Below are 21664 nucleotides of genomic sequence, written 5' to 3'. Positions count from 1 at the left end.
CCTAGCCTGCGGGTGAAACATAATCCCGCCTAGGTTTTAGCTTAAAATCCCAAGCCTTAATCGGTTTGGGATTTTTTTGCCCGCAGCCTTGAGTAACTCTGCATGAATACGGTTATCAAACAACTTAGTTTTATCGCGATTTTAATCACTCTGCTCAGTGTCAGCTTTTGGTTTAGTGCCAGCTGGTTACAGTTGTGTGCAGGCCTTGCCTTATTTTTATTTGGCATGCAGTGCCTTGAAGAAGGGTTAAAACAGTTAGCAGGCAGCAAACTGGATACCTGGCTAGAACGCAGCACCGCCACCCGCGGCAAAAGTTTTTTATTTGGGATGGGCGGCACCATGCTCTTGCAATCCACCACGCTGATGTCGTTACTAACCATTGCCTTTATCAGCACCGGATTGATTCAACTGGCGGGCGGCATTGCCATTTTGCTCGGTATTAACTTGGGCACCAGTGCTGGCATTTGGCTACTGGCCGCTGCCGGTCAAGGCTTTAGCCTGAGTCCATTAGCCCTGCCACTACTGGTATTTGGCGTGCTGGCAGGCTTTCATGGCAGCAAAGGTAAAGCCGCTGGTCGCTTAGTATTAGGCATTGCCTTTATCTTTTTAGGCATCGATCAGCTTAAAGTGGGTTTCAGTGAGTTTGGCGACTCGATTGATTTTACCCAAGCGGTGGATAACACCCTAATAGGGCAACTGATTCTGGTGGCAATTGGCTTGCTACTGACTTCAATTTTGCAATCCAGTCACGCCACCTTAATGCTGATTTTAGCCGCGCTCGCCACCGGACAAATCGAGCTATGGCAAGGTATGGCGCTGGCCATTGGTGGCAACGTGGGCAGTAGTGTAACCACTGCCATTGTCGGCTGGTTGGGCGGTAACCGGGGCGGCCAACGCCTTGTTTTGGTGCATGTGTTATTTAACCTTAGCGGGGGAATTATCACCTTACTGCTATTAAGCCCCTTAGCTTGGCTTTGCCAATGGCTGATGCAGTGGTTAGCCGCAGGGGATAATCCTCTGTTGCAGCTGGCACTGTTTCAAACTCTATTTAATTTAATTGGCGTTGGCTTATTTTGGCCATGGCAAAATTTACTGGAAAAAGCGCTGATTAAGCTACTGCCCGATCGCCAAGAGCCAGAAGTGCTCATTGCCGACCAACAGCTCTCTGCCCATAGCGCACCCCTTACCCAAGCTCGCTATCTCAGTGCCTCAGCGCTAACGTCACCAGACACAGCCTCACGGGCAGTGGTACAAGAGTTGCAGCACTTAGGCCGCCTAAGTCTGGAGGTAATTTGCCATGCGCTCTACCAACCAATTCAACAACTACTCGCGCCCACCCTTGATGAAGCCCGCTTAATGGCCCGTCCAGAGCGTGAATGGTTAGATGCCCAAGTGCTCTACGAGCGTCATATTAAAGGGGTATATGGCGACCTATTAGACTTTATTAGTCGTTTAGATATTCCCAATGAACCAGAACAGCAACAGTTTTGGCGCACGGTACAAATTGTTGCCCTGCAACTGGTGGATGCGGTTAAAGACGCTAAACACCTACAAAAAAACTTGGGGCGATTTTTGCAAGAAAGCAGCCCCTGCATGCAACAAAACTACTTTGAACTCAGAAAACATCTGATCTGGGTGCTTCGCCAAGTCCGGGAAATGGGCTTACTCGAATTACCGGATGAAGTCTGGCGCACGCGCCTAGACTGGTTTGATGGGCAGGCAGCACAGTTTGATCATCTGTTTCGCCAGCAAATTTTTGCCCAAGTGCGAGATGCGCAATTAAATGGTCATGAAGCCAGCTCGCTGATGAATGATCTAGGTTACTGCAGCCGTATTACCCAAAGCTTACGTAATGTGATGCAATTGGGCTTATCCCAAGAAGGTGACTTATTACGGGAAATGCGCCGCTTAAGTGACAATGACGAGATGCCACTGATTTCGGTTTAGCCAACAAAAACGCCAAGTATCCCGTTGGCTACTTGGCGTTAGTGATTGAGCAGATTATGCAAGCTGCGTAGTAAAACTTAAGCTTTACCAGTAATGATCAGGTACTTTTCCATCAGCTCATCTTTGCTTTCAACGTTATTAGGATCTAACGGAATGCAATCTACTGGGCATACTTGCTGGCACTGCGGCTCATCATAGTGCCCCACACACTCGGTACAGAGCATGGGATCAATTTCATAAATTTCTTCGCCCTGCGAAATCGCGCTATTCGGACACTCCGGCTCACACACATCGCAGTTAATACAATCATCAGTGATGACTAGCGCCATGATTGGCTACTCCTACAAAACATTATTCCGCGCAACGAGTCAGCTAATTAGCCGCTTTTTCAGCCGCCACTTGCCGACGGCGCTCAGCTAAAGCCGCCTCTACTGCGGGATGCACAAACTCAGAAATATCTCCTTCAAGCGCCGCAATTTCTCGCACTAAGGTTGAGGAAATAAAGGAGTATTTTTCTGATGGGGTTAAAAACATGCTTTCAACATCAGGGGCTAATTTACGGTTCATATTGGCCAGTTGAAATTCATACTCAAAATCAGAAACTGCACGCAAACCACGCATCAGTACATGGGCATCGACTTCTTTTACAAAGTGCGCAAGTAGATTGCTAAAGCCCAATACCCGTACATTAGGTAAATGCGCTAAGGCTTCTTCGGCCAAGGCTACGCGCTTTTCTAAGCTAAATAATGGCTGTTTTTTCGGGCTAGCCGCAACCGCTACAATTACTTCGTCGAAAATGCGGGCCGCACGCTCCACAAGATCGCTATGACCGCGAGTGATGGGGTCAAAGGTACCAGGATATAAAACGCGCTTCATCGCGATGTCCTTTACAGTGTCCAATTTAAGGGGCAAATCTTAACGCACCCAGCGCTTGTGGGCAAAGGCTGAGTGCGTGGACCTGTTAAACAGCGTGAATTAAACGAACTTACCCTGCTGAAAATCATTCACTGCTTGGTAAATCTCCTCTTTGCTATTCATCACAAAGGGGCCATATTGCGCAATATCTTCTTTTAGTGGTTTGCCCGCTATCAATAACACCCGTGTTGGCTGCTCAGCACTACGCAAAATAACACCATCGGCAGCTGCTGAATTATTTAGAATCGCTAACTGATGGCTACTCACTCTCTGCCCAGCCAATCGCAGCTCTCCTTGATAAGGCACGACAAAAGCGTTCATCTCGGCAGCCAAGGCTTGGGAAAACTCACTATTAGCCGGCAAGCTGATATCTAAAATCAGCGGCTCGGTGACTGGGCGCTGAATTGCTCCTCGCACCCCATGGGTTTCGCCCGCCAAAATTTTTACCTGTACGCCCTGCTCAGTTTCTATAGCCGGAATTTGCTCGGGGTTTACATCTTGATACCACGGCTGATCCATTTTATTGGCCGCCGGTAAATTTACCCATAACTGAAAGCCCTGCATTAAGCCTGCACTTTGCTGGGGAATTTCTGAGTGAATCACCCCACGGGCTGCACTCATCCACTGCATCCCACCGTCTTGTAATAAGCCCTCATTACCTTGGCTATCGCGGTGTAGCATTTTGCCGTGCAGCATATAAGTCACTGTCTCAAATCCTCGGTGTGGGTGGTCAGGAAAGCCGGCAATGTAATCATCCGGATTATCGCTACCAAACGCATCGAGCATCAAAAATGGATCTAAACGACGCTGCAGTTGTTGCCCAAGTAAACGGGTAAGTTGCACGCCTGCACCGTCTGAGGTTGCTTGCCCAGCCACGACTGATTCAATTTCGCGGCTACGTTGAATCGCTTGTTGGGTAACGTGTTTCATCTCAATCTCCAGCGTCGTTAATAACAAGGTTCAGAAATTATTGCACCTGCTGAGCAATATCTTGTTCGGCCTCAGCAAAACCTTGGGCGGCAGCATCGGGGCCCATATTTAATCCTTCGGCATACACAAAGCGCACATCAGTTAATCCAATAAAACCCAGTACAGTTTTTAAGTATGGAGTTTGGCTATCTTGCTCAGTACCACGGTAGCGCCCACCTCGGGCAAAGCCGACGTACACTGTCTTATCGGTTAATAAACCGACTGGGCCATTTTCGGTATAACGGAAGGTAGTACCGTTACGGCACAGTGCATCAATCCAGCTTTTTAGTTGAATCGAGTTACCAAAGTTATACATCGGCACGCCAAGCACCAGCACATCGGCTGCTTGCACTTCAGCAATTAACTGATCATCTAAGGCCACGCGGCGTTGCTGCTCAGGTGTGCGTACCTCTTCTGGCGTAAATAGCGCTTGAACACCAGCACTGTCTAATACCGCGGGTGATTGCTGGCCTAAATCACGAATGATTACTTCAGCTTCTGGGTGCTTATTGAGCAAGGCTGCCGTTATTTGGTTAGCAATTTTTGTAGAGTTAGCTTGATCACCGCGTACGCTGGCATTCACTTGTAAAATTTTCATCGAGAGTTCCTTAGCACTGGCTGGATAAAATAAAATAGTTAATCGTTAAATGTGGGGTTATCCTAGCAACTGTTGCGCACACTGATTAGAGAGGGAAAATGGATAACATTGTTCCACCTGAAGAACAATTAACCGCAGATGATTTGGTGATCTTTGCCAAAGTGGTTGAACTTGGCAGCTTTACCGCCGCCGCCAATCGCTTAGGATTGCCTAAGTCCACCGTTTCTCGGCGGATTAGCCAGCTAGAACAGGTATTAGGCGAGCAGGTGTTACTACGCACCACAAGGCGTTTGCGCTTAACTGAATTTGGCGAACAGTTACTCGAGCACGCGCAACAAATTAGCCTTGAAGTAGGTGCAGCCCAGCAGCTTAGCGATAGTCGTCAAGCTCAACCAAGCGGGCGATTACGGGTATCAATGCCGGCTGACTTTGCTAATATTTTATTGGTCGATATGCTGGCGGCCTTTAGTGCGCTGCATCCCCATGTCAGTCTTGAGCTCGATTTATCTGCCCGCCGAGTTGATCTCTTAGGTGAAGCTTTTGATCTGGCGCTGCGAGTTGGCAATGTGGATGACAATCCACAATTAATTGCCAAAAAACTGCGCGTCTTTGAATGTGGCTTGTATGCCTCAAGTGCTTACTTACGGGAACGAGGCACGCCTGCCACGCCCGACCAGTTAATGCAGTTTGACTCGATCCGCTTAATGACAGGCCAAGGCGCCAGTATCCCGTGGTTACTAAAAAAAGGCCAAGAACAATGGCAAGGCTTACCTCCTGGACGCCTCACTGCCAACTCGCCAGAACTGTTGATTAATTTGGCCTGCCGCGGTGCAGGTATCATCGCCGTGCCTCACTATTTTACGCAAATTTATCAGCACAAAAACCTGCTGCAGCGGGTATTACCTGAGTGGTGCTTACCAGCGCAAACCGCGTGGGCGGTGTTTCCTAGTCGCCAATTAATGCCCACTAAAACCCGTGCTTTTTTAACGATGCTAGAAACTGCACTGCAGTTTGACGACTAATTTAAACTTTGCGCAGCGCACATGCGCGAACCCTTAGCCCTATTCTCGGTCGATTAGTTTATCGCCACCACTGACTCTAGGTAGGGTAATGCCATGTCTCGTACCGCTAAAATTTCCCTGGGGCTCCTGTTTAGCCTGTTATTGTTAGTCATCGCCATTGAATGGCTACTACCCCTTTGGTTATTACACTATCTCAATCAAAAACTAGATAATTTAGAGCAATATCGTGGCCATATTGAGCACATTGATCTGCAATTATGGCGTGGGGCTTATCGAATCGACCAACTCAGCATTGTTAAAAAGAATGCAGAAATTCCCGTCCCTTTATTTGCCGCCAAACAAATTTTTATCTCGATTAGCTGGCCAGCTCTTTGGAACCGGCACTCTGTTGTTGCCACCGTCAGTTTTGAACAACCTGAAGTCAACTTTGTTGATGGCGGCCGAACAGGTGCTTCACAAACCGGTCAGGGCGTGGACTGGCGTCAGCAACTGCGGCAATTAGTGCCGATTAAGCTTAACGAAGTACAGATCCATGATGGACAGCTAGCCTTTTACAATTTTACCACCCAGCCCAAAGTGCATCTGTATGCTGATCAAGTTCAAGGCAGCATCAGTAATCTAACCAATATTGAGGACGCTCAAGGTCAGCGAGTGGCGCACTTTACTGGGCATGGCCAGTTATTTAATGCGGCCAAAATAGAGGCTAGCGCCTCCTTTGACCCCTTAACTGATTGGCAAAACTTTGCCATTAAAGCCAAAACCACGGACGTGGCACTCAAACACTTTAATGAATTTACCCAAGCTTACGCTAAGTTTGATTTTGCTAAAGGTACTGGCGATGTGGTGCTGGATGTTGAAGCAAAAGACTCGCAGCTCAGCGGTTACATCAAACCCTTGCTGCATAACGTTGAGGTATTTAACTACCAGCAAGATATTAAAAATCCGGATAAGAATATTTTCCAAGGGCTATGGGAAGCGCTGGTTGGTACTGGTGAAACAGCACTAAAAAACCAAGCAAAAAATCAGTTTGCCACCAAGGTTGAGCTTAAGGGCACCACTCAGCACGCCAAACTGAGCCCCTTACAAGCTTTTTTATCAGTGCTAAAAAATGGCTTTGTTAAAGCCTTTACCCCTACCTACGAGTCTGCTCAGTAACTGGTGACGGCGCACTTTAAACTCAACACCGCCACCGCCATTAACTTTGTGTGCTTAGGCTTGATTAAGTAATGCCTGGATCTGCTGCTTGAGCTGATCCATTCGCACTTGATCACCGGCTATGGGTTCCCCTACTCGCAGTCCCACTTTGTTCCAAAGGCCACGACGCAATGGCTTTTTCATCGCTACTCCCTCAATTCGGCTAAAGTACGAACCCCATAAGTTAGTGAGCGCCATAGGGATCACCGGTACCGACAAGCCCGCTTGTTTGGCTGAGGCTAAAATTTTTAATAGCCCCGGTTTAAACGCTCCTAGCTCACCATCACGGGTAATGGCTCCTTCAGGGAAGATCGCTAACACATCACCGTTTTTTAGCACCTGCGCTGCTTGCTCAAAGGCTTGCTCATAGGCGGCCGCATCATCGCGCTGGGGTGCAATAGGAATGGCTTTGGCTAATTTAAATACCCAGCCTAAGACTGGAGTTTTAAAAATCCGGTGATCCATTAAAAAGTAAATCGGCCGGGGGCTAGCAGCCATAAGCAAGACCGCATCAACAAAGCTGACATGGTTACAGGTTAAAACCACCGGCCCCTGCTGGGGAATGGCCTCAGCATTACTAACCTTAAAGCGATAAATAAGGTTGGAAAGTAGCCAAGATAAAAAGCGTAAAAAGTACTCCGGCACCAGCATAAAAATATAAAAAGTTACTAGTGCATTCATCACCCCAACCACTAAAAACACTTGGGGAATAGTTAAACCCGCAGCCAATAAACCACCAGCAAGTAAGGAGCTAGCAATCATAAAGAGTGCGTTTAAAATATTATTGGCAGCAATCATCCGTGCCACATGAGTCGGTTCCGTACGCATTTGAATCAAGGCATACATTGGCACGCTGTACAGGCCGGCAAATAAACTTAAGCCTAATAAATCCACTAATACCCGCCAGTGTGCAGGCTGCTGCATAAAAGCGGCTAGGCCCATTTCGGCCTGATTTGGCAAACCACGGGTAGAAAAATACAGATCCACCGCAAACAGACTCATGCCAATAGCGCCAATCGGCACTAAACCAATTTCTACTTGGCGGCGGCTAAGGGTTTCACAAAGTAAGGACCCGATAGCAATACCCACCGAAAACACCACCAGCAATAATGAAGCTACTTGCTCATTACCCTGCAGTACTTCTTTGGCAAAACTGGGAAACTGACTTAAAAATACCGCGCCAAAGAACCACATCCAGCTGATCCCCAGCATAGAGCGAAACACCACCGGATTGGCTCGTGCCAGTTTTAGATTGCGCCACGTTTCAGTCAAGGGATTCCAATTAATTTTAAGCTGCGGATCAGTGGCCGGTAGCTCTGGCACTGCTTGTGCGATTAAACGCCCCAGTACTGCTAAGCCCAAGCAGGCTGCCGCGACCTGATAGTGACCTATTTCGGGCACCGCAATCATTAAGCCACCTGCGACGTTACCCAATAAAATCGCCACAAAGGTGCCCATCTCAATCACCCCATTCCCACCGGTTAGTTCACGCTGATTGAGAACTTGGGGTAAATAGGCGTATTTCAGTGGACCAAAAATGGTCGACTGCAGCCCCATTAAAAAAGTACATAGTAATAACACCACAGGACTTTCTAGGACAAAGCCCACAACCCCCAGCAGCATAATGCCGATTTCTAAATCTTTAACGTGGCGAATTAATTTGGTTTTGGCGAACTTATCGCTGATTTGTCCTGAAGTCGCCGAGAATAATAAGTAAGGAAAAATAAACAACGCAGCAATCACAAGACCTGCCATGCTCGGTGGCATCCAGCTGACACTCAGCTGATAGGTGACCATTACGGTAAAGGCAAACTTAAATAAGTTGTCGTTTGCAGCTCCTGCAAACTGCACCCAAAAAAATGGCGCGAAACGCTGTTGTTTAAGCAGACTAAACTGACTGCTATGGTTTTCGGGCGACGCTTTCTTAGAGCTTTTCATCGGTCTGTTCTACCCTGTTACTCAAGCGCCAAGTGCCAACACTTGACGCATTCACTTAAAATTAACCGGCGGTTAATCGTTAATTATTAGAACCAATAGACCGACTGGAAGTAACATTTTGTGCTTTTTTTAGCGAAAATTTACTCAATTACTCTAAAAACAGCTGTAGTAAATCATTTAAAAACAGCTGCCCTTGGGCGCTAGGTCGTAAATACGCAAGATTTTTGTCTAACAATCCCTTGTGCTCGGCCTGCTGTCGGCCTGCTGCTAATTGGGCTAACGGCAAGCCTGTGCGCTGGCTAAACAGCGTACTCGGCACACCCTCAACTAAACGCAGGGTGTTCATCAAAAATTCAAATGGCAGATCTTCAGCCATCAGCACCTTACTGCCGGCTAAAAAAGCTTTATCAGGATTCAAATAATCCGCAGGCTGGCGGGTTTTCCACATTCGTAGAATTTGGCCATCGGCTTGGGTAATTTTGCCGTGGGCGCCAGCTCCAATGCCTAAAAAATCACCAAATTGCCAATAATTAAGATTGTGCTGCGCTTGATAGCCAGGCTTGGCATAGGCTGAGGTTTCATACTGGCGATACCCCTGTTCAGCTAACAGTGCTTGCCCTTGCTCTTGAATATCCCACAGGGTGTCGTCTTCAGGCAGTACCGGCGGCTTACTCCAAAACAGCGTATTGGGCTCCATGGTCAGCTGATACCAAGAAATATGTGTCGGCTGCAAAGCAAAGACACGGGCTAAGTCATCCATTGCATCTGCCACAGTTTGCTTAGGTAAACCGTGCATGAGGTCTAAGTTAAAGTTATCAAACCCAGCCGTGCGTGCCATATCTGCGGCGCGCATGGCTTCTGTGCCGGTATGTACTCGCCCCAGTACCTTAAGCTTATCGTCTTGAAAGCTTTGCATTCCAATCGATAACCGATTAATGCCGGTCTGGCGAAAGCCAGTAAACTTGTCTTGCTCAAAGGTACCAGGATTAGCTTCTAAGGTAATTTCAATCCCTGGCTGAAATGGAATTAACTGCTCGACTCCGGTTAAAATCTGTTGCATAGCATTGGCAGAAAACAGGCTAGGAGTGCCACCACCAAAAAAAATTGAGGCCAGTTTACGCCCTTGCACCCAAGCTAAATCTTGCTGCAAATCCTCAAGCAATGCAGCCACATACGCTGCCTCAGGTAATTCAGGGCCAGCGGCATGGGAGTTAAAATCGCAATACGGGCATTTACGAATACACCATGGAATATGGATATACAGTGAAAGCGGCGGTAACTGCAGCAAAGAACTGGGCATTTACAGTCCTAAGCGTTGCTTAAGCAAACGCATCGCCAGCGCCCGATGGCTATGCTGATTTTTCAGCTCTGGGGCTAACTCTGCGCTACTGCACTGATGCTCCTCAAGCCAAAATAAAGGATCATAGCCAAAGCCATGTTGGCCTTGAGCTTGCAACAAAATACGGCCCTGCCACAGTCCTTCACACACCAGCGGTAGTGGATCAGCCGCGTGGCGCATAAGTGCTAAAACACAGACAAACTGCGCACCCCGTTCAGCTTCAGGTACACCTTCAAGCACGCGCAACAATTTGGCGTTATTCGCCGCATCACCTTTAGCACCTTCATCGGCAGCGAAGCGCGCCGAATAAATACCCGGCGCACCGCCTAAATAATCCACAGCCAGTCCCGAATCATCGGCTAAGGCCGGTAAGCCCGAAACTTCGGCAGCATGTCGGGCTTTTAAAATGGCATTTTCAATAAAGCTTAAGCCCGTTTCTTCAGGCTCGACTTGGCTAAACTCAGCAATCGAACGCAGTTTGACCTGCGCTCCGAGCATCGCTTGTAGCTCTTTGAGTTTGCCTGGGTTATGGCTGGCGAGAACAAGTTCTTTCATTAAGTCGCTACTTATTTACTGAGAAAATTTAGTCCGGAAAAACTTCTTGGCTGAATTGCAGGGTATGGCGCTGGCCATCGGCAAACTCAGCCTCAATCTTGAATTTTAAAATTTCACGGCTGCTTTGCTTGAACTGCGCTAAGTAATACACCGCACTGCCTTCTTTGGTTTCGCGAAAGGTTAATGGCGTAGTTTTACTCATTAAGTCGGTCACCGTACCGCTAAGTTTTACTACCTGACCTTTACCCTGTTGCACAAAAGACAAGTTCAATACGCCTAGCTCTTTACTGCGGGTTAAGCCACTGGCTTTAGCAATCTCGGGCTGTAAAAAACTGGAATTAAACACACTGTAATGGGCCTCCACTTCACCTAAGCGCTGCATACGCTCTGCAGCCAATACCGGTAAAGCTAACACCGCACTGAGCAATAGGACGATTAAATGACGCATGCTGTTCTCCTTAGTTGTGACGATTAGCCGTGACCCGATAAATCCCCACCTCACCAAAGAGGTTCGGCCACAGATCACTGGCCACGGTTTTCTCATACTGACTATCTACCGCGAGACGATCTAACACCTGCATATTCATTTGCTGACACATCACCTCAAAATCTTTAAAGGTACAGAAGTGAATGTTCGGTGTGTTGTACCAGGTGTAGGGCATAAACTCAGACACCGGCATCTGCCCTTTAGTAGCTAAGTACCAACGGCAACGCCAGTGCCCAAAGTTTGGAAAGGTGATGATGCAGGTTTTACCCACCCGCAGCATTTCTTGCAAAATTTTGTCCGGGTAATGCACCACTTGCAGTGCTTGGCTCATCACCACCACATCAAAACTATCACTATCAAAATTACTCAAGCCTTGGTCAAGGTCTTGTTCAATCACATTGACGCCTTTGTCGATACAGGCAGCAATGTTGTCGGCCGCAATTTCTAAACCATAACCAGTGACTTGTTTGTGCTTCATCAATGAAGCCAACAACTCACCATCACCGCAGCCTAAGTCCAGCACCCGGCTGCCTTTAGGAATCCACTGTTCAATTAACGCTAAATCGGCACGCATCTCACACCTCAATCCGCTGCATAAAGCCGCTAAAGGCTTGTAAATAACGAGGAATCGGAATCAAGAACGCATCATGCCCTTGGGGCGCATCCACCTCTAAATAAGTCACTCGCTTGTCAGCTGAAATCAACGCATCGACAATTTCCCGTGAACGCGCCGGCGAGAAACGCCAGTCAGTAGTAAAGGACACAATAAAGAAACTGGCACTGGCTTCAGCCATTGCAGCACTCAGATCATCGTTAAAGTCAGCGGCAGGATCAAAATAATCCAAAGCCTTAGTCATTAACAGATAGGTATTGCCATCAAAGCGGGTAGAAAACTGCTCGCCCTGATAACGCAAATAGCTTTCAACCTGAAACTCGATATTATTAAAGTCATAGGTTAGGCAATCACTGCGCAGTTCACGGCCAAACTTTTGCCCCATGGAGTCATCGGACAAATAGGTAATGTGCCCGACCATCCGCGCCAACATTAATCCACGCTTAGGAATGACGCCATGGGCGGCAAAGTCTCCGCCATGAAAGTCAGGATCTTTCATAATTGCTTGGCGCGCTACCTCATTAAAGGCAATATTCTGCGCAGATAATTTAGGCGCCGCAGCAATTGCCACGCAATGGCGTACCCGTTCGGGATACATGATACTCCACTGCATTGCCTGCATACCGCCCATGCTGCCGCCAACCACGGCTGCCCATTGTTTAATACCTAAGCGATCCGCTAGGCGCACTTGGCTACGCACCCAATCCTTAACCGTAACAATTGGGAAGGTTGCGCCGTACTGCTTGCCGGTTTCAGGATCAATACTGGCAGGTCCAGTAGAGCCATGGCAGCCGCCAAGGTTATTCAAGCTCACCACAAAAAACTTATTGGTATCAATGGCTTTACCCGGACCAATACAGGCATCCCACCAGCCAGGCTTTTTATCCTCCGGCGAATGGTAACCAGCCGCATGATGATGACCCGATAACGCGTGACAAATTAGCACTGCGTTACTGCCAGCAGCATTCAACTGGCCATAGGTTTCATAAATAATTTGATAAGCCGGTAGGGTTTTGCCGCAGTCCAGCTCAAGTGGCTGCTCAAACTCAGCGATTTGTGGAGTCACTAACCCCACAGAATCTTCAGGAAATGTAGAAGGCACGACCAATCTCTCTCATACGTAAGCTATGCAGTCTAGATTTTGCCGCGCAGTGCGGCAAGGTTAGCCGCACTTATTTTACTAACTTTAAACAAATGTGGCTTAGGCGAGTGACAGAATCTACTGTACGACAGGTATTGACTGGCTTATTTTTCAGTGTGTTTTATCACAATTTTTCATAGCATATACCTACTCAGAACAAGCAACATCTTCTGTTCCTACAAATTGCCTAAGTTAAAAGCGGATTGTTTGCAGGCGCAATAATACGCACACGTTTTTGTCGATTAAGCTCACCAGATTCAATAAGAACTCGACGTTTTGGCACACCGAATAATTTACTCAGAAAATGAATCAGGACTGTATTAGCTTTACCTTCAACAGGAGGCGCTTGAATCCGTATTTTAAGACGCCCATCATGCAAGCCTGCTAATTCAGTTGTACGTGCACCAGGCTGCAAGTGACAAAATAAGACAATATCCTCACCCTCTTGACGCCATACTGTCTCAAGCACTAATTAAAAACTCCCTAATAAAATACTGGGCATATTAACTGCCTGAGCTAAATTCATCAGTACAAAGTTATCAAGCAAGTTAAGTCCAATAATGGCAAAGATTGGCGAAATATCCAGCCCTCCTAAATTAGGAAGGAAACGTCGGAAAATACCTAGCATTGGATCAACTACCTGATTAATCAGTTCTGCAGCAGGATGGCGACTCATTGGTGCGATCCACGATAAAATCACACTGATAATTAACGAAAAATAAAATATTTTTACCGCTAACTTACCTAACAACACAATACTCCAAAGTACCGCACTGAGAGCAAAATCGCCCAACACACTGCTATCAAATATCAGTACCAACATTATGAGAATTAGCCCTGTTTGCAACCCAACTGCCAGAACTAAAGACGCAAAATCTAGACGTCCTTTAGATGGCAATAAGCGTCTTAATGGAGCTAATAATGGCTGAGTACTTTTAACCATAAACTGTGAAATTGGATTGTAAAAATCTGCGTACACCAATTGCAGTAAAAAACGCATCATGACTAAAAAAATATAAAAGCCACCTAATACTTTTACTGCATACAGTAACGCTTGCCCGCCAGAAAGTGCTTCGTTCATAAATTACTCAACTTCTGCTAATAAATTCATTCGGTTACTGACTCAACTGCTGAGCCAACTCTTGCGAGCGAGTCGCAGCTGCGGTAATGGCTTGCTCAGCTAAGGCCATAAAACCACCGTTTAAAAAAGTCTTAATCGCTGCTTCCGTTGTACCCTGTGGTGAAGTCACCTGCTGACGCAAGGTCGCTGCATCATGCGGACTCTGTACAAGCATTTTAGCTGCGCCTAAGGCCGTTTGCTGAGCTAGCTCAGTAGCCACCGCACGACTTAAGCCGAGTTGCTCACCACTTGCTATCATCGCTTCAACTAGCAAGAAAAAATATGCCGGACCACTTCCTGAAATAGCAGTTACCGCATCAATTTGTACTTCTTGTGTTAACCAACTGACCTTGCCTGCACCTTGCAAAATTCTTTCTGCTAATTGTTTTTGCTCCGCTGTAACTACTGCAGTTGCAAACAATCCACTAATACCCGCTCCAATCAAAGCTGGAGTATTGGGCATGCAGCGAATGACTGTTTGGCTGCCCAGCCATTGACTAATAACTGAGCAGGGAATGCCTGCAGCAATTGAAATAATCAATTGCGAGCCTACTTGCTCACTCAAGCTCATACAAACAGACTGCATCACCTGAGGTTTGACTGCTAACACTATCACTTCAGCATACGCTGCTGCTGCACTATTATCTTGCGTAGTCTGAATTCCAAAAGTGTGCTGTAAATATGCCAGTCGCTCAACACTTGGATCACTCACTATAATATACTCGGCAGTCCATCCATTGCTCACTAAACCACCGATTAGACTGGCGGCCATATTACCACCGCCAATAAATGCAATTTTTTTCATCGTTCCAAATTCCCCAATATTAAGTACGTGCACCAAATAACGCTGTTCCTATACGCACGTAGGTGGCACCTTCAGCCACGGCTGCCTCTAAATCATTACTCATCCCCATAGATAGCGTATCTAATGGGTCATCAAGGATTTGATTAAGCTGCGCTTGCAATGCTGCCACTTTAGCAAAGTTTGCACGCTGTTCGGCGATATCTTCAGTTGGGTTAGGAATAGCCATTAATCCTCGTAACTGCAAATAAGGCAAAGACTGCACAGCTATAGCTAAGGCTGGCAGTTCTTCGGGTAAACAGCCTGACTTACTGGCTTCACGACTGATATTAACTTGCAAACAAATATTTAAACGCCGACCACTATCAGCACAGGCTTTATTTAAACGCTCGGCAACCTTTAAGCGATCAACCGAATGCACCCAAGTAAAGTGCTGCGCAATTTGTTTAGTTTTATTGGATTGAATTGGCCCAATGAAATGCCACTCTATTGCAAGCCCTGCTAGCTCCTGTTGCTTACTTAAGGCCTCTTGCACATAGCTCTCTGCAAAAGCAACCTGCCCTAATTGATATAGCTCTGCAATTAAAGAACTGCTGTGGTATTTGCTAACCGCTAAGAGTTGTGGAGCGGCTGCCCCAGCAGCAAGCTCTAAACTTGCCTGTTCCAACCGTTGGCAAACTTGCTGAAAATTTTGTGCTAAGTTAGTAGACATGATTAAATTTTGATTCTTTATTAAACAGTTTATTAAAAATAGTTTGAGTTTTTAAGATGTAAATCAAATCAGACTCTACATTTATAGTTACCATTAATAGCTTAACGCTGACCACTTAACACCTGTTATCTAAAGGTTTTCTGGAGCATCATGAATATTACCGAATTACTGGCTTTTAGTGCCAAACAAGGCGCATCAGATTTACACTTATCGGCAGGATTACCACCAATGATTCGTGTAGACGGTGATATGCGTCGAATGGATGCGCCTATAATGGAGCACAAACAGGTTCATTCATTAATTTGTAGTCTTATGAATGATCGCCAACTAAAAGACTATGAAACTAATTTAGAAACAGATTTCTCATTTGAAGTTTCTGGTGTTGCCCGCTTCCGAGTCAATGCTTTTACTCAGCATCGCGGCTCAGCAGCAGTGTTTCGAACTATTCCAAACACCGCACTCTCCATGGAAGACCTAGAGATGGGAGACGTGTTTCGCCGTATTGCTGAAACTCCACGTGGCTTAGTGTTGGTTACTGGTCCAACAGGGTCTGGTAAGTCCACGACTCTAGCAGCGATGATCGACTATCTAAATAACAACTTTCATCGCCATATTCTCACCATTGAAGATCCTATCGAATTCGTTCACGAGTCGAAACGCTGTCTAATAAATCAACGTGAAGTACATCGCGACACATTAAATTTCAATCAAGCATTACGCTCAGCTCTCCGAGAAGATCCAGATATTATTCTAGTAGGTGAGTTACGTGACTTAGAGACTATTCGTTTAGCTCTTACAGCTGCAGAAACAGGGCATCTAGTTTTCGGTACCCTACACACCACCTCTGCAGCTAAAACCATTGATCGTATCATCGATGTGTTTCCTGCTGGAGAGAAACCTATGATCCGATCAATGCTTTCCGAATCACTAGAAGCAGTAATCTCCCAAACATTATTGAAAAAAAATGGAGGGGGACGCGTTGCTGCCCATGAAATCATGCTTAATACCCCTGCCATTCGAAACTTAATAAGAGAAGATAAGATCGCCCAAATGTACTCCGCAATTCAAACCAGTGGAGCTTTAGGCATGCAAACTCTTGATCGCTCACTGCATGAGTTAGTTAGCCGTGGTTTAATTAGTACCGAAAGAGCACGTGAAAAAGCTAAAACACCTACTAATTTTTAATTATTTTTACTTACTATAGGGAGTCATCATGGTTCGCTCAATTCGTGTATGGGATGCACCCTTGCGGGTGTTTCATTGGTTACTTGCCGCTGCCACCTTCGGTGCGCTCTATACTGGCTGGCAAGGCGGCAGTTTAATGCAATGGCACGGACGCTTAGGCATCTTGATTGTCGCCTTACTGGCCTTTCGTTTGAGCTGGATGCTAGTTGGCTCGACCTATGCCCGAATTGATCGCTTACTCTGCTCGGTACTGCAATTGCCAAAGTACTTGAAGGGTCAGTGGCACCAAGCCGGTCACAATCCACTAGGCGTATTATCGGTTTTCGCGCTGCTCGGCTTGCTGACCTGGCAAGCAGTGACGGGCTTATTTACCTACGACGACATTGCCTTTCGCGGTCCCTTAGCCCGCTTGGTCAGCACCAGCACCAGCTTAGAAATCACCAGCCTGCACCGCTTAGGCCTCTGGTTTATTGTCGGCTTAATTAGCTTACACATTCTGGCCATTGCTCTGCATGCGTTAGTTAAAAAGCATAATTTAGTCAAACCCATGATCACCGGCCAAGCCAAAGCGACCCATGACAGCCAACAAGATGCCAAAGGAGGCGGCTGGATCGCCTTAGTCTTTTCCCTGATAGTAGCTGCTGGTGCGTACTATTTAGCCAGTGGTGCTTGGGTTCCTCCACCACCGCCACCAGCACCTTCAGCCTTTAGTTTCTAATCCGATATATTCAGCCCGCAATATGCGGGCTGAATAGTTATTAAGATTCAAATAACGCCATAAAGCTCTGTACTGCACTAAAGTGCTGGTAATGCTTGAATGGCCCTTGGCTATCTGGCTGGGCAATGGCTAAGGTATGTGCAACGCCATAGTGCTGAGCGCTGGTTAACACCGCTTCACTGTCATCAAAGAACACACTCCGCGCACGACTAAACTGCAACTGTGCCTGTAGTGCCTGCCAGAAACACTGATCTTCTTTCGGATAGCCAAGCGTATGGGAGCTAATTATCTGGTCTAAATAAGGCGCTAAAGCCACCTGTTCTAACTTAATCTGTAACGAGTCAGGATGGGCGTTGGTAATTAACACCCGCTGTTTACCCATCGCTCCTAAACGCTGTAAAAATGCTTGGGCTTCTGGGCGCCACGCAATTTTTTCGGCCGTATCACGTTTCATCTGCACAATCGGCAGCTGCAGCTTTTCGCTCCAAAAGTCGGTGCAATACCAGGCTAATTGACCTTGATAACTGGCCAGTAATGGCTGTAAATAGGCCTTTGCTTGCTCTAGGCTCAGCCGATGTTGCTTGGCATAACAGGCAGGCAAATGATGCAGCCAAAAATAATTATCAAAATGTAAGTCCAGCAAGGTACCGTCCATATCTAATAGCACGGTATCTATCTCGGCCCACGGTAATGGCAACATGCAAACTAACCCATTCAATTGATTGTCGAGCAAGGTATGATACAAGGAATCACTAAAGGAGCCTCTATATGCGTAAAAAACCTGAAATTTTAGCTACTCAAGAAGTGGCAAAGAGCCGTTTATTTCGGGTAGAACAATTAGAGCTACGCTTCAGTAATGGCGTGCAGCGCACCTACGAGCGCTTACGCGGTAAACCCGGCGGCCTAGGTGCGGTGATGATTGTGGCCATGCTCGATGCCGAAAACTTTGTGTTAATTGAAGAGTACTGCGCCGGCACTGAAAGCTACGAATTAACCCTACCTAAGGGGCTGATTGATCCCGGTGAAGATGCCTTAATGGCCGCCAATCGTGAGCTGCAAGAAGAAGCAGGCTATGCTGCCCGTGAACTAGAATGGATCACCGAGCTGAGCTTATCGCCCGGCTATATGAGCCAACGCATACAAGTGGTGCTGGCTCGCGATTTATACCCATCTCGGCTTGAGGGTGATGAGCCTGAACCTATGGGGGTTGAAACAGCCTCGCTCAATGACTTACTCGGCTTATTAGCTCGCCCTAACTTTTCGGAAGGCCGCGCTTTAGCGGCGCTCTATGTGGTACGCGATCTATTACAGCAGCGCGGCTTACTCAAGCCTACTGATGTTAAGGGAGCACCTTAATGCAGATTTCTGATGCGCTAATGCAAGCCGTTGTGGCGCTGGTGATGGAAGCCGGTGCAGCCATTTTGCCTTACTGGAAAACCAACACCGAAGTTAGCCAAAAACCAGATAACTCCCCAGTCACTGCGGCAGACTTGGCCGCCCATCATGTCTTAAGCCAAGGTTTGCAGCACATTGCTCCCGAAATCCCAGTGCTCTCGGAAGAGGACTGCGCTATTGCCCTAAGTGAGCGCCAGCAATGGCAGCGTTGGTGGTTGGTTGATCCGCTCGATGGCACCAAAGAGTTTATCAATGGCAGTGATGAATTTACCGTCAATGTGGCGCTAATCGAGCAGGGCCAAGTGGTCTTTGGTGTAGTTGGCGTACCTGTGCGGCAGCAATGTTTTTATGGCGGCGCTGAGTTAGGCGCTTGGTTAATCGAACCACACAGCAGCCCACAGCCGATTAAGGTACGTAACAGCCCTGAAACACTGACTGTAGTCGCCAGTCGCCGCCATAGTTCAGAGTTACAAGAGCAACTCTTAGCCACCCTCAAACAACAATTTGCAGTAGAACTGGCCAACATTGGCAGCTCGCTCAAGTTTTGTTTATTAGCCCAGGGGTTAGTCGATTTTTATCCACGCCTTGCGCCCACTTCGCAGTGGGATACCGCCGCCGCCCAAGCGGTAGTCGAAGGCGCTGGCGGCGTAGTATTGAAGTTAGATGGCAGTCGTTTTAATTACCCAGCTCAAGCGAGCTTACTTAACCCTTATTTTATGGCATTAGCAAAAGATGCGCCGTGGTTTGCCAGTTTGCGTCCCCTGCTGGCACAAGCTAAGGCTTAAGTTATTGCTAATTCTTGAGCTTTTTAAAGACATAGAATAAGTTTGGCTCACTGACTAAATAAATTGTGCCGTGCTCATCTATCGCTACCCCTTCGGCTTGATTAATACTCTTTTTCAAGCCGTTAAAACCGCGAACTAAACTGATATAGCTGACCGTTTCCCCATTTTCATCTAGCTCTACCAACAACCGCGACTCATCGGATAACACCAGCATGTGTCCTGTACGTGGGTCAATCGCCAGAGATGACATATCACGCACAAATAAATGCTTCGAAGGCAGCTCTTGCAGGGTCTTAGGAAAGTTATTGTCGTCAGGAAATGGCAGACTAAACAACCCATAGGGACTGCGTTCTTTAGCTAAAATCATGCGCTGATTCACCGCATCCCAAGCAATCCCTTCAAAACCTTTATTGCCGGCTTTAACAATGCCTAAGTTGACTGCGACCAATTCTGCATAACGTAATACATCGCCTTTAATCGGCAGTTTAAACACCACCATTTCGCCACGACGCTCATCGATAATAGCCATGCGTTGTGCATCAATTACCTCAACCCCTTCCGGATCAGCAAACCCTTCAAGCTCAATTCTGCGCAACAGCTCACCCTCAGGTGAGATTTCCACAAGTTGCGGTATCTTGCCTGTTACGCTAAATAACGTTTGAGTGGCTGGGTTCCAAGTTAAAGCCGAGGTCTCATACTTTTCTAGGCCCGGCAGTTCCTTAGCTTGAATCACCGCCTCATAATCGGGCAACCAAATACTTTGCTCGCGCACTTTTTGTCTGACTGTGGTTTCTTTAACCCAAAACAATAACTGTTGATGCCAATGAAAATAATGGCTGGCACTACCGAGTAATATTAATAAGGCCATAAGAACAACGATTTTCCAGCGTACTTTAAACAAGGTGATCAATCCTAAGACGAAGTAACAGAAGAATGAGCGCAGTATGTTACCGCAAGGTAAACTACGGCCCAGTTTTTTATTATTTTTTGGGGTAGTTACATGTCTCTGGCGATTCTTCGACTCAAGGCCCAAGCCGACCGCCGTTTGCGCAGCGGCCATCTGTGGGTTTACAGCAATGAAGTCGATACTAAACTCACACCTCTGACTCAATTTAGCCAAGGCCAAGCGGTGATTATTGAAAGCGCCCAAGGTAAGGCATTAGGTATTGCCTTAATGGCGCCTAATCAGTTGGTCTGTGCCCGTTTATACTCCCGCGATATTGAGCATCCGTTTGATAAATCGCTACTGGTACACCGCTTAAACATTGCCGCCTCATTGCGCGATGCAATCTATCCTAGCCCGTTTTATCGTTTAGTGAATGCCGAAGCTGACTTTTTACCCGGGATTGAGATTGATCGCTTTGGTGATTACTTTGTTGTGCAGCTTTCTACCCAAGCGATGGAGCAGCACAAAGCACTGCTGCTGGAAGCAATCGTGCAAGTGTTTAAGCCTGAAGCCGTGCTCTGGCGCCATGATTTACCTAACCGCGACTGGGAAGAGCTGCCACGCTATGTAGAAACTGCCTATGGCGAGTTTCCTGAAGCCCTGATGGTGGAAGAAAACGGCCTTGATTTTGTCACCCACGCCTTAGAAAAGAAAAAAACTTCGTGGCAGTTTGACTTACAAAGCAGCCGTCAGCAGCTGGCGCAATGGGTGACTGATAGACGCGTACTCTGCCTGTATGCCGACACTGGCGCTTGGCCAATTACTGCAGCGATTGCTGGAGCAGAGTCAGTAGTCGCCTTAGAAGCTGGCGAATTAGCCACTGATTTACTGTTAGAAAACGCTGAACAGCATCAAGTGCAAGAGATCGTGCAGTGTTTACAAGGGGAAGTACTAGAAGGTTTGCAGAGCCTAAAAGCCGAAGAACAGCGTTTTGATCTGGTGATTATTGATCCACCGGCCTTTATTAAGCGTAAAAAAGACCTCAAAACCGGTGAAGCAGGCTATCGCAAACTCTATGAAGGTGCCATGCGTTTACTCAACCGCGATGGTTTATTACTGGTCAACTCGCGCTCGCCCTTCTTTAATGAAGAACAAATGCAAGCAGCGTTGCTGGCCAGTGCTCGCCACTTAGATCGTAACCTACAAGTGCTACAAGTCAGTGGTGCTAGCCCTTGCTACCCAAGCCATCCGGCGATCAACGAAAGCCGTGTACTAAAGACCATGGTATGCCGTGTTTTACCTACCAGTTAATCACTGCCATCAATAACGGGGCAGTTAAGCGC

24 protein-coding genes are annotated in these 21664 nt (G+C 47.1%); 8 read left to right on the top strand and 16 right to left on the bottom strand.

The annotated features are described in order from the left end of the window. The first annotated feature begins 102 nt into the window (after nucleotides 1-102). Nucleotides 103-1947: a Na/Pi cotransporter family protein gene (locus tag AKN87_RS09555; RefSeq protein ID WP_053103287.1), complete on the top strand. Its 1845-nt coding sequence runs from the start codon at nucleotides 103-105 to the stop codon at nucleotides 1945-1947. Between the two features lie 77 nt (nucleotides 1948-2024). On the opposite strand, the gene AKN87_RS09550 is transcribed toward AKN87_RS09555, so the two are convergent. The 4 genes from AKN87_RS09550 to AKN87_RS09535 all read right to left on the bottom strand — a co-directional run bounded on the left by AKN87_RS09550 (nucleotide 2025) and on the right by AKN87_RS09535 (nucleotide 4429). Then, nucleotides 2025-2276 carry a YfhL family 4Fe-4S dicluster ferredoxin gene (locus AKN87_RS09550; protein ID WP_053100901.1) on the bottom strand — a complete coding sequence of 84 codons (252 nt, stop codon included), beginning with the start codon at nucleotides 2274-2276 and terminating at the stop codon, nucleotides 2025-2027. A gap of 43 nt (nucleotides 2277-2319) precedes the next feature. After that, nucleotides 2320-2823, bottom strand: a complete 504-nt coding sequence (gene coaD, locus AKN87_RS09545) for a pantetheine-phosphate adenylyltransferase (protein WP_053100900.1) — start codon at nucleotides 2821-2823, stop codon at nucleotides 2320-2322. Nucleotides 2824-2922: 99 nt separating this feature from the next. Next, entirely contained in the window at nucleotides 2923-3768 is an 846-nt protein-coding gene (locus AKN87_RS09540; RefSeq protein WP_199533081.1) for a pirin family protein, read from the bottom strand. Nucleotides 3769-3829: 61 nt separating this feature from the next. Beyond that, nucleotides 3830-4429, bottom strand: a complete 600-nt coding sequence (locus AKN87_RS09535) for an FMN-dependent NADH-azoreductase (RefSeq protein ID WP_053100898.1) — start codon at nucleotides 4427-4429, stop codon at nucleotides 3830-3832. 98 nt (nucleotides 4430-4527) lie between these two features. On the opposite strand from AKN87_RS09535, the gene AKN87_RS09530 reads away from it, so the two are divergent. Beyond that, entirely contained in the window at nucleotides 4528-5451 is a 924-nt protein-coding gene (locus AKN87_RS09530) for a LysR family transcriptional regulator (RefSeq protein WP_053103286.1), read from the top strand. A gap of 93 nt (nucleotides 5452-5544) precedes the next feature. After that, complete coding sequence (locus tag AKN87_RS09525; protein ID WP_053103285.1) at nucleotides 5545-6606, top strand: DUF748 domain-containing protein; 1062 nt, start codon at nucleotides 5545-5547, stop codon at nucleotides 6604-6606. A 54-nt stretch (nucleotides 6607-6660) separates the two neighbouring features. Here the strand turns inward: AKN87_RS09525 and AKN87_RS09520 are convergent, their stop codons facing one another. The 10 genes from AKN87_RS09520 to AKN87_RS09475 form a co-directional block, all read right to left on the bottom strand. After that, nucleotides 6661-8583 (bottom strand): MFS transporter, encoded by a 1923-nt coding sequence (locus AKN87_RS09520; protein ID WP_053103284.1) that lies wholly within the window; start codon nucleotides 8581-8583, stop codon nucleotides 6661-6663. A 148-nt stretch (nucleotides 8584-8731) separates the two neighbouring features. Beyond that, nucleotides 8732-9883, bottom strand: a complete 1152-nt coding sequence (hemW, locus tag AKN87_RS09515) for a radical SAM family heme chaperone HemW (protein ID WP_053103283.1) — start codon at nucleotides 9881-9883, stop codon at nucleotides 8732-8734. Next, entirely contained in the window at nucleotides 9884-10477 is a 594-nt protein-coding gene (rdgB, locus tag AKN87_RS09510) for an RdgB/HAM1 family non-canonical purine NTP pyrophosphatase (protein ID WP_053103282.1), read from the bottom strand. It abuts the gene before it with no gap. Nucleotides 10478-10505: 28 nt separating this feature from the next. Next, a complete protein-coding gene (locus tag AKN87_RS09505; protein ID WP_053100893.1) occupies nucleotides 10506-10925 on the bottom strand; it encodes a DUF4426 domain-containing protein in 420 nt (139 codons plus the stop codon). A gap of 10 nt (nucleotides 10926-10935) precedes the next feature. Beyond that, nucleotides 10936-11538 (bottom strand): methionine biosynthesis protein MetW, encoded by a 603-nt coding sequence (metW, locus tag AKN87_RS09500; protein ID WP_053100892.1) that lies wholly within the window; start codon nucleotides 11536-11538, stop codon nucleotides 10936-10938. A 1-nt stretch (nucleotide 11539) separates the two neighbouring features. After that, nucleotides 11540-12679 carry a homoserine O-succinyltransferase MetX gene (gene metX, locus AKN87_RS09495; RefSeq protein ID WP_053103671.1) on the bottom strand — a complete coding sequence of 380 codons (1140 nt, stop codon included), beginning with the start codon at nucleotides 12677-12679 and terminating at the stop codon, nucleotides 11540-11542. Between the two features lie 226 nt (nucleotides 12680-12905). Then, a complete protein-coding gene (locus AKN87_RS09490; protein WP_053100891.1) occupies nucleotides 12906-13187 on the bottom strand; it encodes a DUF167 family protein in 282 nt (93 codons plus the stop codon). Between the two features lie 3 nt (nucleotides 13188-13190). Beyond that, nucleotides 13191-13799, bottom strand: a complete 609-nt coding sequence (locus AKN87_RS09485; protein WP_053103281.1) for a YggT family protein — start codon at nucleotides 13797-13799, stop codon at nucleotides 13191-13193. Nucleotides 13800-13833: 34 nt separating this feature from the next. Then, nucleotides 13834-14643: a pyrroline-5-carboxylate reductase gene (gene proC / locus AKN87_RS09480; RefSeq protein ID WP_053103280.1), complete on the bottom strand. Its 810-nt coding sequence runs from the start codon at nucleotides 14641-14643 to the stop codon at nucleotides 13834-13836. A gap of 19 nt (nucleotides 14644-14662) precedes the next feature. Beyond that, nucleotides 14663-15352: a YggS family pyridoxal phosphate-dependent enzyme gene (locus AKN87_RS09475; RefSeq protein WP_053103279.1), complete on the bottom strand. Its 690-nt coding sequence runs from the start codon at nucleotides 15350-15352 to the stop codon at nucleotides 14663-14665. Nucleotides 15353-15502: 150 nt separating this feature from the next. On the opposite strand from AKN87_RS09475, the gene AKN87_RS09470 reads away from it, so the two are divergent. Both AKN87_RS09470 and AKN87_RS09465 read left to right on the top strand, forming a co-directional pair. After that, nucleotides 15503-16537, top strand: coding sequence for a type IV pilus twitching motility protein PilT (locus AKN87_RS09470; protein WP_053103278.1), 1035 nt, complete (start codon nucleotides 15503-15505; stop codon nucleotides 16535-16537). Between the two features lie 28 nt (nucleotides 16538-16565). Further along, nucleotides 16566-17255, top strand: coding sequence for a cytochrome b/b6 domain-containing protein (locus AKN87_RS09465; protein WP_053103277.1), 690 nt, complete (start codon nucleotides 16566-16568; stop codon nucleotides 17253-17255). 40 nt (nucleotides 17256-17295) lie between these two features. Here AKN87_RS09465 and yrfG read toward each other — a convergent pair whose 3' ends face one another. Further along, entirely contained in the window at nucleotides 17296-17955 is a 660-nt protein-coding gene (gene yrfG / locus AKN87_RS09460; RefSeq protein ID WP_053103276.1) for a GMP/IMP nucleotidase, read from the bottom strand. Between the two features lie 68 nt (nucleotides 17956-18023). Between yrfG and nudE the strand changes: the two genes are divergently transcribed. Both nudE and cysQ read left to right on the top strand, forming a co-directional pair. Beyond that, a complete protein-coding gene (gene nudE / locus AKN87_RS09455; protein ID WP_053103275.1) occupies nucleotides 18024-18611 on the top strand; it encodes an ADP compounds hydrolase NudE in 588 nt (195 codons plus the stop codon). After that, entirely contained in the window at nucleotides 18611-19435 is an 825-nt protein-coding gene (gene cysQ / locus AKN87_RS09450; RefSeq protein ID WP_373332254.1) for a 3'(2'),5'-bisphosphate nucleotidase CysQ, read from the top strand. Before nudE ends, cysQ begins: the two co-directional genes overlap by 1 nt. Nucleotides 19436-19442: 7 nt before the next feature. On the opposite strand, the gene AKN87_RS09445 is transcribed toward cysQ, so the two are convergent. After that, entirely contained in the window at nucleotides 19443-20336 is an 894-nt protein-coding gene (locus tag AKN87_RS09445) for an SdiA-regulated domain-containing protein (protein WP_231692601.1), read from the bottom strand. Nucleotides 20337-20435: 99 nt separating this feature from the next. On the opposite strand from AKN87_RS09445, the gene AKN87_RS09440 reads away from it, so the two are divergent. Continuing rightward, complete coding sequence (locus AKN87_RS09440) at nucleotides 20436-21632, top strand: class I SAM-dependent rRNA methyltransferase (RefSeq protein ID WP_053103273.1); 1197 nt, start codon at nucleotides 20436-20438, stop codon at nucleotides 21630-21632. The last annotated feature ends 32 nt before the right edge of the window (nucleotides 21633-21664 follow it).

Origin of the sequence: Thiopseudomonas alkaliphila (assembly GCF_001267175.1) — a bacterium.
GTDB lineage: Bacteria > Pseudomonadota > Gammaproteobacteria > Pseudomonadales > Pseudomonadaceae > Oblitimonas > Oblitimonas alkaliphila.
The sequence above is the reverse complement of the archived record's forward strand: the minus strand, read 5'-3'. Positions and strand labels throughout refer to the sequence as shown.

What these genes read in the sequence shown, in the direction of transcription:
- AKN87_RS09555 (WP_053103287.1), top strand. Translation starts at nt 103, where the DNA reads ATGAATACGGTTATCAAACAACTTAGTTTTATCGCGATTTTAATCACT.
- AKN87_RS09550 (WP_053100901.1), bottom strand. Translation starts at nt 2,276, where the DNA reads ATGGCGCTAGTCATCACTGATGATTGTATTAACTGCGATGTGTGTGAG.
- coaD (WP_053100900.1), bottom strand. Translation starts at nt 2,823, where the DNA reads ATGAAGCGCGTTTTATATCCTGGTACCTTTGACCCCATCACTCGCGGT.
- AKN87_RS09535 (WP_053100898.1), bottom strand. Translation starts at nt 4,429, where the DNA reads ATGAAAATTTTACAAGTGAATGCCAGCGTACGCGGTGATCAAGCTAAC.
- AKN87_RS09530 (WP_053103286.1), top strand. Translation starts at nt 4,528, where the DNA reads ATGGATAACATTGTTCCACCTGAAGAACAATTAACCGCAGATGATTTG.
- AKN87_RS09525 (WP_053103285.1), top strand. Translation starts at nt 5,545, where the DNA reads ATGTCTCGTACCGCTAAAATTTCCCTGGGGCTCCTGTTTAGCCTGTTA.
- AKN87_RS09520 (WP_053103284.1), bottom strand. Translation starts at nt 8,583, where the DNA reads ATGAAAAGCTCTAAGAAAGCGTCGCCCGAAAACCATAGCAGTCAGTTT.
- hemW (WP_053103283.1), bottom strand. Translation starts at nt 9,883, where the DNA reads ATGCCCAGTTCTTTGCTGCAGTTACCGCCGCTTTCACTGTATATCCAT.
- rdgB (WP_053103282.1), bottom strand. Translation starts at nt 10,477, where the DNA reads ATGAAAGAACTTGTTCTCGCCAGCCATAACCCAGGCAAACTCAAAGAG.
- AKN87_RS09505 (WP_053100893.1), bottom strand. Translation starts at nt 10,925, where the DNA reads ATGCGTCATTTAATCGTCCTATTGCTCAGTGCGGTGTTAGCTTTACCG.
- metW (WP_053100892.1), bottom strand. Translation starts at nt 11,538, where the DNA reads ATGCGTGCCGATTTAGCGTTAATTGAACAGTGGATTCCTAAAGGCAGC.
- AKN87_RS09485 (WP_053103281.1), bottom strand. Translation starts at nt 13,799, where the DNA reads ATGAACGAAGCACTTTCTGGCGGGCAAGCGTTACTGTATGCAGTAAAA.
- proC (WP_053103280.1), bottom strand. Translation starts at nt 14,643, where the DNA reads ATGAAAAAAATTGCATTTATTGGCGGTGGTAATATGGCCGCCAGTCTA.
- AKN87_RS09475 (WP_053103279.1), bottom strand. Translation starts at nt 15,352, where the DNA reads ATGTCTACTAACTTAGCACAAAATTTTCAGCAAGTTTGCCAACGGTTG.
- AKN87_RS09470 (WP_053103278.1), top strand. Translation starts at nt 15,503, where the DNA reads ATGAATATTACCGAATTACTGGCTTTTAGTGCCAAACAAGGCGCATCA.
- AKN87_RS09465 (WP_053103277.1), top strand. Translation starts at nt 16,566, where the DNA reads ATGGTTCGCTCAATTCGTGTATGGGATGCACCCTTGCGGGTGTTTCAT.
- yrfG (WP_053103276.1), bottom strand. Translation starts at nt 17,955, where the DNA reads ATGTTGCCATTACCGTGGGCCGAGATAGATACCGTGCTATTAGATATG.
- nudE (WP_053103275.1), top strand. Translation starts at nt 18,024, where the DNA reads ATGCGTAAAAAACCTGAAATTTTAGCTACTCAAGAAGTGGCAAAGAGC.
- cysQ (WP_373332254.1), top strand. Translation starts at nt 18,611, where the DNA reads ATGCAGATTTCTGATGCGCTAATGCAAGCCGTTGTGGCGCTGGTGATG.
- AKN87_RS09440 (WP_053103273.1), top strand. Translation starts at nt 20,436, where the DNA reads ATGTCTCTGGCGATTCTTCGACTCAAGGCCCAAGCCGACCGCCGTTTG.